Genomic DNA, 13,866 nt, shown 5'->3' with positions numbered 1-13,866 from the left:
ATCCACCGGTGGGTGGAGCGTCTCGCTGGTGTGCCACCGGCGGCTCGCCGGACCTTCCCCGTACATCACTCGAGCATCATTCGAGCCGAGCGCCGGTGACGCTACCACGCAACTGAGGTGGCTGGTATGACTACCTGCCTCAGATCTTTCACAAAGCTGCGGGGAGTTACGGAAGATGACCGGCCAAGACCAGTCGATTGTTCACGATGTCCCGGTAAACGTCGCCCAACAGCCCAACCCCTACCCCCTCTTCGAGCGCATCCGTGAGCACGGAGTCGTCCAGCGCGTCCGGCTGAATCCCACCCTTGAGGTCTGGATGGTCACCGGCTACGACGAGGCGGTGGCGGCGCTCACCGACCCCAGGCTCAGCAGTAGTCCCGTAGGCGTCAACGGACTTGAGGAGGAGATGGCCCATCAGGAGCGCACCAACGTCCTGATGGCCAGCATGCTCGTCGCCAACGGCGAGGACCACACGCGGCTGCGCAACCTCGTCTCGAAGGCCTTCACCTTCCGTCGCGTGGAGCAGCTCGCGCCCCGCGTCCAGGCGCACACGGACGCCTTCCTCGACGCCTTCGCGGCACGCGGATCCGCCGATCTCGTCTCCGAGTTCGCGCTCCCGCTGCCCATGGCCGTCCTCAGCGAACTCATCGGCATCCCGGCCGAGGGGCAGCCCGACTTCGCCCGCCTCGCGGTCGGCCTCATCATGCCGCCCAACACGCCCGAGCGACTCGCCAAGGGGGCGCAGGCGCGGGCCGAACTCACCGAGTTCTTCGAGCCGTTGATCGCCCAGCGCAAGGCCGACCCGAAGGACGACCTGCTGAGCGCGCTGTGCGCCGCGCAGGCCGAGGAGCGGATCAGCGACCGCGAGCTGACGGCCATGACCATCCTGCTCACGCTGGCCGGTCACGAGACGACGGCGAGCCTCATCGCCAACGGCGTCCACGCGCTCCTCCGCCACCCCGAGCAGCTCGCGGCGCTGCGGGACGACCCCTCGCTGCTTCCCGGCGCGATCGAGGAACTGCTGCGCTACGAGGGCCCGGTGAGCCGTGGCGTCGCCCGCTTCACCGTCGACACGTACGAGATCGGCGGGGTGACCATCCCGGCGGGCGAGATGATCATCATCGGACTCGCCGCGGCCAACCGCGACCCGGCCCGATACGACCGTGCCGACATCCTCGACATCGCACGTCGCGAGGTCCCGCAACAGCTCGCTTTCGGCCACGGTGTGCATTTCTGCCTGGGTGCCCCCCTGGCCCGGGTCGAGGCCCGGATCGCCATCGGCACCCTGTTGCGCCGCTTCCCGGATCTGCGACTCGCGGACCCTGACGCGGATCTGACACGGCGTGAGGGAATCCTGCGGGGCATGGCGACGCTGCCGGTCGCCTTCACGCCGGTCGCCCCCACGCAGGAGGGCTGAGCCGGCGGAGGGCTTGGCCGGCGGTGTACGAGGCGCGTCACGCGCCCGGAATGCGGGGCCGCTTTACGCGCGGCCGCTTCAGCGAGGCCGTGTCACGCGCGGCCGCGCAGGGCGGCCGCGTAGGCGTCGTCGGGGTCGAGCCGGCGCAGTTCCTCGGCGATCAGCTCGGCGGTGGTCCTGACCTTGAGGGCGAGGACCCGGCTGGGCTGGCCGGGGATGGCCAGCCGGGCCACCGGGCCCTCCGGCCGGTCGATGCGGATCTCCCCGTCGGGCGTGCCCATGCGGACGGCCGTGACGACCGGGCCGTCGGTGACGATCCGGTCGACGGGGACGCCGAGCCGGACCTCGAACCAGCGGGCGAGCAGTTCGGCGCTGGGGTTCTCCGCCTCGCTCTCGACGGCCGCCGAGGTCACGGACGCCCGGGCCTGGTCGAGCGCGGCGGCGAGCATCGAGCGCCACGGGGTGAGCCGGGTCCAGGCGAGGTCCGTGTCACCGGGGGCGTAGGACGCGGCCCGTGCCTCCAGGGCGGCGAGCGGGTCCTCGACCGCGTACATGTCGGTGATGCGGCGCTGGGCGAGTACGCCCAAGGGGTCCCGGGAGGGGACCTCGGGGGCGTCGACGGGCCACCAGACGACGACCGGAGCGTCCGGCAGCAGCAGGGGCAGGACCACGGAGTCGGCGCGGGCGCCGAGTTCGCCATGGAGGCGGAGCAGGACCGTCTCGCCCGAACCGGCGTCGGCGCCGAGGCGGACCTCGGCGTCGAGCCGTGTCTCGTGCCGCTCGCGGGGCGAGCGTGCGTGGCGCTTGATGACGACGAGGATCCGGGAGGGGTGCTCCCGGGAGGCGTCGCCGGCGGCCTTCACCGCGTCGTAGGCGTTCTCCTCGTCCGTGACGACGAGGAGGGTGAGTACGACGCCGACGGCGGGGGTGCCGACGGCCCGCCGGCCCTCCAGGATCGCCTTGTTGATCTTGCTGGAGTTGGTGTCCGTCAGATCGATCTTCATGTGCGGCGCCCGTCCCTTCCTCTGCGGCGAGCCTAACGCTCCTCGCCCGGTGCGGCGTCCGCCGGTTCGTCGTCCTCCGGGGGCGCCTGGCCCTGGGCGCGGCGGCCGACCACGGCCGCCGCGGCGAGCGCGGTGCCGAGGAAGGCGGTCGCCACGACCCACGGCCGGTCGAGGACGTGGCAGGTGGCGTGGTCCAGGGAGTACCGTCCGGCGCCCGCGACACCGATCGCGGCGGCGGTGAAGCCCAGGAAGGCCGGGTACTCGTACCCGCCGGCGTGGGCGAAGAAGCCGGCCGGGGCGTGGACGGCGACGGCTCCCGCCATGGCTCCGGCAGCGGCGGCGCCCGCGGCCGGCGTGGCGAGACCGAGGGCGAGGAGGACGCCGCCGCCCGCCTCGCCGAGACCGGCGGCGATCGCGCTCTCCCGGCCGGGCGAGAAGCCCATCGCCTCCATGCCCTTGGCGGTGCCTTCGAGGCCGCCGCCGCCGAACCAGCCGAACAGCTTCTGCGTGCCGTGCGCGGCGAGTACGGCGCCGGTGCCGACCCGCAGCACGAGCAACCCGAGGTCACGTCGGTTGAGCTGGGTCATGAGGGGGTCTCCGTAACGTGCGGGGAGGCGGACTCGTACGCCGTCCACTCTCGGCCCGCTCCCGCGGCCGCGCCGCCCGGGACCCCGCTCCCCTGCTCCATCGGAGTCATCTTTTGCGGCAATTGCCCCCCGTTGCTTTAGTGAGGGAGCTGTGGCTGTCCCGAAGAAAGTGGGTACCCATGACCGCCGAGTCCCCCGAGACCGCCGCGCTGCGGGAGAAGGTCCGGACGCTGATGCCGCGGGCGAAGGAGGACCTTGCCGAGCTGGTGGCGATGCGCTCCGTCGCCGACGCGCGCCAGTTCCCGCCCGAGGAGTGCGCGAAGGCGGCCGACTTCCTCGTACGGGCCTTCACCGAGGCCGGACTCCGTGACATGCGGCGGGTGACGACCCCGGACGGCACGGACGCCGTGGTCGGCCACGCGCCCGGCCCCGAGGGGGCGCCCACGGTGCTGCTCTACTGCCACTACGACGTCCAGCCGCCGCTGGACGACGCCGCCTGGCAGACGCCGCCCTTCGAGCTCACCGAACGCGACGGCCGCTGGTACGGGCGGGGCTCCGCCGACTGCAAGGGCAACATCGCCATGCACCTGACGGCCCTGCGCGCGCTGGGCGGACCGGAGGGCAAGGGCTTCCCGGTGAACATCACATTCGTGGCGGAGGGTTCGGAGGAGCAGGGCACGGGCGGCCTGGAGCAGCTGGTGCCGGTGCGGCCCGACCTCTTCGCCGCCGACGCCCTGCTGATCTGCGACACCGGCAACTTCGCGCTCGGACTGCCCACGGCGACGACGTCGCTGCGGGGGCTCACCAATGTGGTGGTCACCGTCTCCACGCTCAAGGGCGAGATGCACTCGGGCATGTTCGGCGGCCCCGCTCCCGACGCGCTGGCCGCGCTGGTACGGATCCTCGACAGCCTGCGCGACGAGCACGGCAACACCGCGATCAAGGGACTGCCGGGCGACGGCTCCTGGGACGGCGTGGACTATCCGGCCGAACAGTTCCGGACCGACGTGGGCGTCCTGGACGGCGTGTCCCTGGTCGGTACGGGGTCGGTCGCGGACGAGCTCTGGGCCCGGCCCGCCGTCACCGTCCTCGGCATCGACTGCCCACCCGTCGTGGGCTCCTCGGCCGCGATCCAGGCGAAGGTACGGGCCAGGGTGAGCCTGCGCGTCCCGCCGGGCATCGACGCGAACGAGGCACTCCGCGCGCTCACCGACCATCTGGCCTCGGCCGCGCCCTGGGGCGCCCTGGTCGAGGTGGAGGCGGAGAGCGCCGGGCAGCCCTTCCGGGCGCGCACCGACGGTCCGGCCTACCGGGCCCTGGCGTCGGCGCTCCGCGAGGCCTACGGGAAGGAGATGGTCGAGTCGGGACAGGGCGGGTCGATCCCGCTGTGCAACGTGCTCGCCGACCGGTTCCCGGCGGCGGAGATCGCGCTGATCGGCGTCGAGGAGCCCGGCTGCCTCATCCACGCGCCCAACGAGAGCGTGGACCCCTCGGAGATCGAGCACATGGCGCTGGCCGAGGCGCTCTTCCTCAGCGGCTACGCGACCGCGCCCTGACCGGTCCCTCCTCCCCCGCACGTAACCGATGCACCTGAACGGAAAGGGACCGATGGTTCCATGACACAGACTCATGACGGACCCACGCGGCACGACGTACCGCCGGGTCCGCTCGGCGCGCTCGCGGGCGCGGCCTGGCAGGCGCTGCTCGTCGCCGGGCTCGCCTCGGTGGTCCTGGGCATCCTGGTGCTCGTATGGCCGGATGCCTCCCTGCGAGTGGCCGGTGTGCTCTTCGGCCTCTATCTGCTCTTCAGCGGTGTGATGCAGCTGGTCGCCGCCTTCGGTACGCACGCGACCACGGCGCTGCGGGTCATGGCGTTCATCAGCGGTGCGCTCTCGATCCTGCTCGGTCTGTTCTGCTTCCGGGGCGCGATGCAGTCGACCTTGCTGCTCGCGCTCTGGATCGGCATCGGCTGGCTCTTCCGGGGCATCACGCAGACGGTGGCAGCGGCCTCCGACCCCGCGATGCCCGCGCGCGGCTGGCAGATCTTCCTCGGCGTCGTGAGCGCGGTCGCCGGCGTGGTGCTCATCGTGTCGCCGCTGGATTCGGCGAGGGTCCTCGCGGTGCTCGCCGGTATCTGGCTGATCGCGGTCGGCGCGGTCGAGCTCGTCACGGCCTTCGTGATCCGCTCGCGCGCCAAGGACCTGCCGCCGGGGACCTGACGAACGGCCCACCGCTCCCCGACTCCCGCCACTCCCTGGCTCCCGCCACTCCCCGACTCCCGTCGCCGCAGGCCCGCCGCCCACCCGATTTCCGGGTGGGCGGCGGGCGTGGTCGACCTGTGCGCTACATTTTGCCGGTCCTTGACCACCGATCCCCCGTGATCGCAACCTTCCGGAGTCGGCATCCCATGAGCGACATCGTCAACGGCCTGGGCCGGGCGGGCGCGTACGGCGCCCTCGGCGTGGTCCTGCTGATCCTCGGCATCGTGCTCGTGGATCTGCTGACGCCGGGGAAGCTCGGCCGGCAGATCTGGGAAGAGCGCAACCGCAACGCCGCGATCCTGCTGAGCTCCGCGCTCCTCGGCATAGGCGGCATCGTCTTCACCTCGATCTGGACCACGTACCACGACTTCGGCAAGGGGCTCGTCTCCACGGCCGCGTTCGGCCTGCTCGGCCTCGTGATGATGGCGGTCGCCTTCCTCGTCGTGGACCTGGTCACGCCGGGCAAGCTCGGCGCCACGCTCGTCGACCCCGAGCCGCACCCGGCGGTGTGGGTGACGGCCTCGTGCAACCTCGCGGTCTCGGCGATCGTCTCCGCCTCGATCGCCTGACGGCCTTCTCCCTACGCAGAGGACGCGGCCCGTCGGGCCGCGTCCTCCGTGCGTCCGGCGGTGTCAGTCCAGCGTCTGGGTCAGTTCGCTGCGCGCCGCCGTGTGGACGAGGCGGCCGCGGGCTCCGTTGACGATCGGCAGGTAGGGCGCCACGTGCCCGCACTCGACGTCGGCGACGATCGGCACGTTCAACGGCGCGAGCGCGTCGAGCACGGCCTCGTACTGGCTGAGCGAATCGTGGCCGGGCGCGGAGGTCCGGCCGACGAGGACCGCGTGGGCCTCGTCGAAGAAGCCCGCCAGCCGCATTCCGTGCAGGTACCTGCAGATGGCGAAGGAGTCGTCGCCGCCCGCCTCGACGTAGACGAGGAGTCCCTCGGGGGCCTCGGCCCGTGCGAAACCCGAGGCGTCCAGGTAGGGCGTGCCCGTGAGGTTGCACAGCATCTCGATGCACCCTCCGATCAGGCGTCCCTCGACCTCCACGTCCCCGTCGCCGTCCAGCCTGGTCCACCTGCCGGGTGTGTCGAGCGTGAACTCGCGTACCTCCGGATGAAGGGCGTAGTCGTCCCAGCCGCCGGCTCGGTAGCGGTTCGGCGAGACCTGCGTGAACCGGTGTCCCTGGGGGGCGGCGACGATGTCGAGCCACGACAGGAGGCCGTCCGGCACGCGGTAGGGCGTGTCCATGAGGTTGCTCCCGTGGACGGTCGCCGTGCCGGTGAGCAGGGTCAGCGGTGTCATGACGGTCGCCATGTCGGAGAACCCGACGAGCCAGGTCGGCTCGGCGGCCCGCAGCCGGTCCCAGTCGAGGAGCGGCAGCAGGTCGATCGCGGTCTCGCCGCCCCACGGCGGCACGACGGCCCTGATGCCGGGGTCCGTCAGCATCGACATCAGCTCGCGCGCGCGGTCGGCGGCCGGGGCACTGATGTGACCGGCGCCGTCCATGCAGTCACCGACCACCACCTCGTACCCCCGGGCCTCCAGATCGCGGATCGCCACGTCGAGGCGCGCACGCATCCCCTTCGGCACTCCGCTGGAAGGGGAGGTGACGCCGATACGGTCACCGGGGCGCAGGGGGTTCGGATAACGCATGCGCTGGATTTTGGCATGCCGTCATGGCGGAGTCGCAGCGAATTCTCCGGTGTGCTCGGGCGGTTGGCAGCCGGCGGGTCGCTTGCGCCCGGGCGGGCGGGAAGCCAACGGTCGTTATCGCCCGGGCGGGCGGGAAGCCAACGGTCGTTATCGCCCGGGCGGGTGGGAAACCGACGGGTCGCTGGCGCTCAGGCGGGTGGGCAGCCGGCGGTTCACTTGCGCTCGGGGCCGCCCCGCCACCGCCCCTTACGGAGCCATGGGCTCCACCTCCAGGAAGCGTCGCCCCCGCGGCCCCCGGTAGAGCAGCGCCTCCCAGCCCAGTCGGGCAAGCGCGGGTACGCACGCGGCGAGCGCCTCCGCCTCCTCCTGGGCGGCCCCCGAACCGGGCGGGCCCAGCCACTCCACCACGGCGGTCCCCGGCCGGTCCCCCGCCCTGACCCGGTAGCCGGTGGCGACCCGCGCGCCCGAGGCGTCCACGGAAGAGGGCGTGAGCCCGCCGGACTCCAGGGCGAGGGCCACCGCGCGGACCGGCCGCCCGCGCTCCCAGTCGGCGGGCACCGCGTTCGGGTCGCTCCCCCGACCGTTCGTCAGCCGTCTGATCTGGAGCAGCCCGTCCCGGGCTGCGCGGACCTCCCGCGAACGCTGCTCGGCCTCGGCCTCGGGCAGCGGCGGACCGTCCCCCGTGGCCGCCTCGAACGTTCCCCCACCGCTCGTCGTCGTCATACGAAAACGGTAGGGCCCGCCACTGACAACAGCCCGCCGTGAAGCCTTGGCCAAGGGACTAAAGTCCCCGACATTCGGGACTTTTGTCGTGGCATTTCGGACATTCACCCCTGTGACGATGGCCTTTGAAGATCATCCGACGTGCCGTCATCTCCGGACGGCCGGAAGGGCCTCATGACCGAGCCACAGAAGCGGCCCCTGCCCGTCCGCGTGCGTCGCCATCCGGACGGCATACCGATGGACGACCTCTACCGGTCGGATCCCGCGCGACCGACCGGCACCCTGCTCAGACCGAACGACCGGTCCGCGACGGCGGAACTGACCGCACCCACGGCTCCGACAGAGCCTGCGGCAGCCGGGGAGCCGGCGGAACCCGCGGAACCGGCGGAGCCCTCGGAACCGGCGGAACCGAAGGAACGGACCGACCTCATGGCAGCCGCCACGGACACGGCCCGGGCGGTGCGCCCCGCGCGGACGGCCCAGCCGGTGGAACCCGCGCGGTCCGTCCCTCCGGTCGCCGTCCCTCCGGTCGCCGTCCCTCCGGTCGCCGTCTCCCGGCGCCCGCCACCCTCCGACCCCGACCTCGTCGAGCGCCCCGGCCCCGCCGTCCCCGGCTGGCTCGCCGTGCTCGTCGGCCTGACCGCGCTCGTCGGTCCGGCGGCGATCCTGTGGCGCGCCCGCCCCCTGAGCGGCGCGCAACCGCTGCCCTGGCAGTGGGCCGCGCTCGCCGGCTGTGCCGTCGTCGCCGTCGTCGCCTTCGGCGGTCTCACGCGCGGGCGCACGGGCTCCGCCTGGGTGCTCTCTCTCTTCGGCCGCTACCGCGGCACCGTGCGCCGTACCGGCCTCGCCTGGATCAGTCCGTTCGTGCTGCGTCGCCGGATCGACGTCAGGCTGCGGCACTGGCGCAGCGAACCGATCGCCGTCGTCGACGCCGAGGGTTCGGCGCTGCGCGTCGTGGTCCTGGTGGTCTGGTCGGTACGGGACACGGCCCGCGCGCTCTTCGCCGTCGACAACCATCTCGGCTATCTGCGGGAGCAGGTGGAGGCGGCCGCCGCACGGGTCCTCTCGCAGCTGCCCGCCGACGCCTTCCGGGGTGACGCGCCGACCCTCCGGAACGCCGAGGCCGTCGGCGACGCCCTCACCCGCATGCTCGCGGCCGAGTGCCGGCCGGTCGGCATCGCGGTCTTCTCCGCCCAGCCGACCCGTATCGAGTACGCCCCCGAGGTGGCCGCCGCGATGCAGCGGCGACAGATCGCCGCGCTCGACGCCAAGCACCGGGACTCCGTCCTGACCGGCGTGATCGACGCCGTGGACGACACGGTGACGCGGCTGACCACACGCGGACTCGTCGAACTCGACGACTTCGAACGCCAGGCCCTGGTCAAGGACTTGACCGTGGCCTTCTACACCCGGCGTGGCGGGCCGGCCCCACGGAATCAGGAGTGACGAGGATCGTGGACACCCCCGAATTCACCGCACCCACCTCACCCGAATTCACCTCACCCGAACTCGGCGTGCCCGACTTCACCGACGAGATACCCACGGACTGCGCCTGCGCGGGCTGCGCCCAGGCCGCCCGGGGCCAAGGCGCCGGCGGCGCGCGCTCCGGTCCGGCCCTGCACGGGGTGCGCCGCGCCGTCGTCGCGACCGTCGGCGCGGTCGCCCTGGTGGGGGCGGGCTGCGGAACGGCTCTCGCCGAGCCCGCCCCGGCGCACGCCGGCTGGGACGGCTCGAAGTACTGGTTCCGGAGCGCGGCGGGCGAGTGGCGCTGGACCAGCCACCACTCCACGTACGTCCAGCGCACGGGCGACACCGGCGGCAGCGGCTCCGGCAGCGGCGGGCAGCAGGCCGCGGCAGGCGGGGGCCGTACCGGTGAGCCCGTCTTCCGGGGGCGGCAGGGCTGGGACGCCCAGGACCGCGTCTACTGGTACAAGTACGGCGGTCACTGGTACTGGACCGGCCACAAGTGGAAGTACGAGCAGCGGACGGGCACCTCAGGAGACGCGTCGGGGACCACGTCGGGGAACGCCTCGAAGCCGACCGGCCCCACGGCCCCGGCCACTCCGTCCTCGCGGGGCTGGACGGTGCCGGTCTCCTCGTACGTCTTCACGGGGCACTACGGGCAGCCGGGCGCCTGGTCGAGGGGCTACCACACGGGCCAGGACTTCGCGGTGCGGACGGGGACGACGGTCCGCTCGGTCGGTCCCGGGCGCGTGGTGACGGCCGGCTACGGCCGCTCGTACGGCTACGAGGTGGTGATCCGTCACCCCGACGGCCGCTACACCCAGTACGCCCATCTCTCGCGAATCGACGTGTCCCCCGGGCAGAGCGTGTCGGCCGGTCAGCGGATCGCGCGGTCGGGGGCGACGGGCCGGGTGACGGGTCCGCACCTCCACTTCGAGGTGCGGACCACGCCGTACTTCGGCTCGGACATCAACCCGCTGGCCTATCTGCGCGGCCACGGCGTGCCCGTGTAGGAGGGGCGAGGGGTCAGCCCGCCACGCGCTCGATCCAGGCGGTGAGGTCGGCGACGACCTCGTCCCGGTTGGTCTCGTTGAGGAGCTCGTGGCGGGCGCCCTCGTAGCTGCGGTAGGTGAGGTCGGTGAGCCCGGCCTGACGGTAGCGGGCGACCAGGAGGTCGGAGAGGGCGAGGCGGGCGTTGAGCGGGTCGTGGTCGCCGACGAGGACGTAGACCGGCAGGCCGGCCGGGATGCCCTCCGGTGCGGCGAGCCGGCCGGCGGCGGCTCCCATGTCCGCCATCCCCCGGTCGTCGGCGGCGAAGCCGCAGAGCGGGTCGGCGAGGTACGCGTCGACCTGCTTCTCGTCGCGGCTGAGCCAGTCCGCGTCCGTACGGTTGGGCGCGAAGGCGGCGTTGAAGGCGTCGAATACCCCGCCGCCCCCGGCCGCCGAATCCACGCCCGTCCCGGCGCCCGCGTCGGCGGCCTGGCGGGCGGCCTCCGCGAGTCCGGCGAGGAGCCCGTCCACGGCCGTGGTGCCGGAGAGGGCGACGCCGTCGACGAGGGCGGGGTGGTCGAGGAGGTACTGCTGGGCGGCGAAGGAGCCCATGCTGTGCCCCAGCAGGATCACCGGCACTCCGGGGTGCCGGTCGCGGGCGATCCGGGTGAGGGCGGCGATGTCCTCGACGAGGAGGTTCCAGCCGTTCTCGCCGAAGTGGCCCGCGCCCGCGTGCATGGAGAGTCCGTGGCCGCGGTGGTCACCCGCGTAGACGGCGAAGCCGAGGCCGGTGAGGTGCTCGGCGAGCGGGGCGTAGCGGGCGGCGTGTTCACCCATGCCGTGCGCGATCTGGACGACGCCCCGCGCCTCTCCCTCGGGGAGCCACGCGTGGACGTGGATGGCGATGCCGTCCTGGGAGGTGAAGGCGAACATGGCGGCTCCTGACTGCGGGCTACTGGCTGCTGGCTGCTGATGCCCGGCCACCGTAAGGGCGTTCGGCATTGTCGAACACCGTTACGGTGGCGTGATCCCCGTCTCAGCCGCTCAGCCGACCGGACGGTTCTCCTTCACGGTGATCCGGCCCTTGCGGATCGTGGCCAGGCGGGGTGCGCGGCGGGCGACGGCGCTGTCGTGGGTGACCATGACGAAGGTCAGCCCGTGCTCCTCACAGAGCCCTTCGAGCAGGTCGACGATCTCGTCGCGCATCGACTCGTCGAGATTGCCGGTGGGCTCGTCGGCGAGCAGCACCTTCGGCCGCTTCACCAGCGCGCGGGCGATGGCCACGCGCTGCTGTTGGCCACCGGAGAGCTCGGACGGCAGATGACCGAGGCGCTCGCCGAGCCCGACCGAATCCAGCGCCTCGGCGGCCCGGTCGCGGCGGTCGGCGGCCTTGACGCCGAGGGGGACCAGAGCGGTCTCCACGTTCTCCAGGGCGGTGAGGGTGGGGATGAGGTTGAAGCTCTGGAAGACGAAGCCGATGTTCTGGCCGCGTACGGCGGTCAGGCGGCGCTCCGAGAGCTTCGCCAGGTCGGTGCCGTCGAGGAGGACGCTGCCGGAGGTCGGACGGTCGAGACCGCCGAGCATCTGGAGCAGGGTCGACTTGCCGCCGCCCGTGGGGCCCTGGATGACGAGCCGGTCCCCCTGACCGATGGCGAGGTCGATCCCGGCGAGGGCGTCGACTCTGGTGCGGCCGCGCCGGTACTGCTTGGTGACGCCGACGAGTTCGTACATGGTGCGACTCCTGGGTGAGGTGGTGCGGTGCGGGCGGGCGGCCACGCGACGGCCTGGCCGCCCGGCGGCTCGGCCGCGTGGCTACTCCGACGGGGTGGCTATCGGCTGCGTGGCAATCGGCCGCGTGGAGGGGCTGTCGGCCGCGTGGAGGGGCTATCGGCCGCGTGGCTACTCGACGCGGCGCAGCGCGTCGGCGGGGCGCAGGCGCGAGGCGCGCCACGCGCCGAAGCCGCCCGCGACGAGACCGCCGCCGAGGGCGAGGAGCACGGCGAGACCGACGGTGGTGACGCCGACCGGGGCGGTGAGGGCGATGTCGACGGTCTTTCCGACGGCCGTACGGGCTCCGCCCGGGCCGCCCGCGCCGCCACCGAGGACCATCCCGCCGCCCCGCCCGCCGAAGCCGCTCACGCCGGAGCCCAGTTCGGCGGTGAGGTTCGGGCTGACGGCGGTCACGGCGTACGCGCCGGCGAGACCGGCCGCGATGCCGAGGGCGCCGCCGACGACGCCGTTCACGAGGGCCTCGCCGACGACCTGCCGGGTGACCCGGCCGCTCGTCCAGCCGAGCGCCTTGAGCGTGCCGAACTCGCGGACGCGGCGGCCGACCGCCGAGGAGGTGAGCAGGCCGGCGACGAGGACTGCGGCGACGAGCACCGCGTACGAGAGCCACTTGCCCATCGTGGAGGCGAGGTTCGCGGCGGTGTCCAGGGAGCCGGAGACCGTCTGGGCGAGATCGGCCGAGGTGGTGACGGTGGTGCCGGAGACGTTCTTCTGGATGGCGGTCTTGACCGCCTCGATCCGCGTCGAGTCGGTGGCCTTCACGTAGATCGTGGTGATCTTGCCGGCGGAACCGGAGAGCGTCTGCGCCTGCTTCAGGGGCAGGTAGACCTGGGCGGCGGACTGGCCGCTGTCCGCCGTCGCGATGCCGATGATCTCGAACGACACGCCCTTGACCGTCAGCTTGCCGCCGACCGCGAGCCCCTCCTGCTGGGCGTAGGCGCTGTCGAGGACGGCGACCTTCGCGTCGGTCTCGGTGGTCTTGAAGGTGCGGCCCGTGGAGACGGTGGAGGTGGTGAGGGGGCCGAGGTCGGGGGCGGTGACGTCGGTCCCGTAGAGCGTGAAGGAGTCGACGTCGAAGGCCGCTCCGCCGCCGGTGACCGTGTCGCCGGGGCCGCCCGATCCGCCGCCGGTGCCGCCCGCCCCGCCGCCGGTGCCGCCCGGCTGGGCCGGCTGCGCGGGCTGCTGCTCACCGCGCTGGATCCGGCCGCGCGTGAACTCGCCGTCGATCTTGAGATTGACGAGGCTCAGTCCGCCCACCGCCCGGTCGACGCCCTGCTGCTTCGCGACCGTGGCGACGGTGGAGTCCGCCAGGGTCTGGAAGCCCTGGACCATCAGCCGGTCGCTGCTCTGCTCCTCCGCGCCGTCCTCCTGGCCCTCGAACTCGAACCGGGGCCGCTGCGGCCGCGTGCCCTCCTGGAGCTGCTCCTGGGCCTTGGTCACCGTCAGGTCCGTACCGAGCCCGTACAAGGACTCGAGCACCTTGCCCTGGGCGACTTTCATGCCGGAGGAGACGGAGTTGACGACGATGACCAGCGCGATACCGAGCGCGAGCCCGGAGGCGACGACGAGCGCCGCCTTTCTGCGGCGGCGCAGCTCGCGCCGGAGGTAGGTGAAGAACATGGCGCGACGGTAGGAGCGGCGTGTGATGGTGGGATAAGGCCCGCGTGAGAGCCGGATGAGAGCGCGTCAGCGAAACGAGGCCTGGGCACGCGGGGACTCGCGGTGGCGGAGTCGGCGCCGTGTCGGACAGTGGGAAGACGGTGAGGCCGGGAACGGCGCGGCACGGGCCGGTGACGACGGCTTTGCTCACGGAGGCCGGGATCGGGCGGCGGGACGTCCACACCGTCGTCCTGACGCACCGGCACGAGGACCACACGGGCTGAGCCGCCGACGCCGCGGGGCGGGCCTCCCGCGAGGAGCTGCTCGCGCGGGCCGCCGAACGCGGCGTGGTCCTGGCGACGGCCCACCTGACCCGCC

13 protein-coding genes and 1 pseudogene are annotated in these 13,866 nt (G+C 72.9%); 7 read left to right on the top strand and 7 right to left on the bottom strand.

The window, feature by feature from the left end; all coding sequences use genetic code 11:
• The first annotated feature begins 175 nt into the window (after positions 1-175).
• Positions 176-1,417, top strand: coding sequence for a cytochrome P450 (locus ACFWWU_RS33840; protein WP_384151831.1), 1,242 nt, complete (start codon positions 176-178; stop codon positions 1,415-1,417).
• A 92-nt stretch (positions 1,418-1,509) separates the two neighbouring features.
• Here ACFWWU_RS33840 and opcA read toward each other — a convergent pair whose 3' ends face one another.
• Together opcA and ACFWWU_RS33830 are read right to left on the bottom strand one after the other, a co-directional pair.
• Complete coding sequence (opcA, locus tag ACFWWU_RS33835) at positions 1,510-2,421, bottom strand: glucose-6-phosphate dehydrogenase assembly protein OpcA (protein ID WP_384151828.1); 912 nt, start codon at positions 2,419-2,421, stop codon at positions 1,510-1,512.
• A 32-nt stretch (positions 2,422-2,453) separates the two neighbouring features.
• The gene (locus tag ACFWWU_RS33830) at positions 2,454-3,008 is read right to left on the bottom strand and encodes a DoxX family membrane protein (protein WP_384151825.1); all 555 of its coding nucleotides are present in this window, start codon (positions 3,006-3,008) and stop codon (positions 2,454-2,456) included.
• Between the two features lie 179 nt (positions 3,009-3,187).
• Here ACFWWU_RS33830 and ACFWWU_RS33825 point away from each other — a divergent pair, with 179 nt between their 5' ends.
• The 3 genes from ACFWWU_RS33825 (at position 3,188) to ACFWWU_RS33815 (ending at position 5,838) form a co-directional block, all read left to right on the top strand.
• Positions 3,188-4,564 carry a dipeptidase gene (locus ACFWWU_RS33825; protein WP_384151822.1) on the top strand — a complete coding sequence of 459 codons (1,377 nt, stop codon included), beginning with the start codon at positions 3,188-3,190 and terminating at the stop codon, positions 4,562-4,564.
• A 60-nt stretch (positions 4,565-4,624) separates the two neighbouring features.
• Positions 4,625-5,227, top strand: coding sequence for an HdeD family acid-resistance protein (locus ACFWWU_RS33820; RefSeq protein ID WP_384151819.1), 603 nt, complete (start codon positions 4,625-4,627; stop codon positions 5,225-5,227).
• A gap of 188 nt (positions 5,228-5,415) precedes the next feature.
• Positions 5,416-5,838 carry a DUF350 domain-containing protein gene (locus tag ACFWWU_RS33815; RefSeq protein WP_317601289.1) on the top strand — a complete coding sequence of 141 codons (423 nt, stop codon included), beginning with the start codon at positions 5,416-5,418 and terminating at the stop codon, positions 5,836-5,838.
• Between the two features lie 63 nt (positions 5,839-5,901).
• Here the strand turns inward: ACFWWU_RS33815 and ACFWWU_RS33810 are convergent, their stop codons facing one another.
• Positions 5,902-6,924: a S66 peptidase family protein gene (locus ACFWWU_RS33810; RefSeq protein WP_384151815.1), complete on the bottom strand. Its 1,023-nt coding sequence runs from the start codon at positions 6,922-6,924 to the stop codon at positions 5,902-5,904.
• A 246-nt stretch (positions 6,925-7,170) separates the two neighbouring features.
• Positions 7,171-7,647: a hypothetical protein gene (locus ACFWWU_RS33805; RefSeq protein WP_384151812.1), complete on the bottom strand. Its 477-nt coding sequence runs from the start codon at positions 7,645-7,647 to the stop codon at positions 7,171-7,173.
• A gap of 519 nt (positions 7,648-8,166) precedes the next feature.
• Between ACFWWU_RS33805 and ACFWWU_RS33800 the strand changes: the two are divergent.
• Together ACFWWU_RS33800 and ACFWWU_RS33795 are read left to right on the top strand one after the other, a co-directional pair.
• A pseudogene (locus tag ACFWWU_RS33800) lies at positions 8,167-9,093 on the top strand (SPFH domain-containing protein); the annotation flags it as partial.
• 8 nt (positions 9,094-9,101) lie between these two features.
• Positions 9,102-10,124 carry a M23 family metallopeptidase gene (locus ACFWWU_RS33795; RefSeq protein WP_384151809.1) on the top strand — a complete coding sequence of 341 codons (1,023 nt, stop codon included), beginning with the start codon at positions 9,102-9,104 and terminating at the stop codon, positions 10,122-10,124.
• A gap of 13 nt (positions 10,125-10,137) precedes the next feature.
• Here the strand turns inward: ACFWWU_RS33795 and ACFWWU_RS33790 are convergent, their stop codons facing one another.
• The 3 genes from ACFWWU_RS33790 to ACFWWU_RS33780 all read right to left on the bottom strand — a co-directional run bounded on the left by ACFWWU_RS33790 (position 10,138) and on the right by ACFWWU_RS33780 (position 13,509).
• On the bottom strand, positions 10,138-11,034 hold the full coding sequence (locus ACFWWU_RS33790; protein ID WP_384151806.1) for an alpha/beta hydrolase: 897 nt from the start codon (positions 11,032-11,034) through the stop codon (positions 10,138-10,140).
• A gap of 111 nt (positions 11,035-11,145) precedes the next feature.
• Positions 11,146-11,832, bottom strand: coding sequence for an ABC transporter ATP-binding protein (locus ACFWWU_RS33785; protein ID WP_384151803.1), 687 nt, complete (start codon positions 11,830-11,832; stop codon positions 11,146-11,148).
• A 168-nt stretch (positions 11,833-12,000) separates the two neighbouring features.
• Positions 12,001-13,509 carry an ABC transporter permease gene (locus tag ACFWWU_RS33780; protein WP_384151800.1) on the bottom strand — a complete coding sequence of 503 codons (1,509 nt, stop codon included), beginning with the start codon at positions 13,507-13,509 and terminating at the stop codon, positions 12,001-12,003.
• Between the two features lie 119 nt (positions 13,510-13,628).
• Here ACFWWU_RS33780 and ACFWWU_RS33775 point away from each other — a divergent pair, with 119 nt between their 5' ends.
• Positions 13,629-13,772, top strand: a complete 144-nt coding sequence (locus ACFWWU_RS33775) for an MBL fold metallo-hydrolase (RefSeq protein WP_384151797.1) — start codon at positions 13,629-13,631, stop codon at positions 13,770-13,772.
• The last annotated feature ends 94 nt before the right edge of the window (positions 13,773-13,866 follow it).

Source organism: Streptomyces sp. NPDC058650 (assembly GCF_042717315.1).
Lineage (GTDB): Bacteria > Actinomycetota > Actinomycetes > Streptomycetales > Streptomycetaceae > Streptomyces.
The sequence above is the reverse complement of the archived record's forward strand: the minus strand, read 5'-3'. Positions and strand labels throughout refer to the sequence as shown.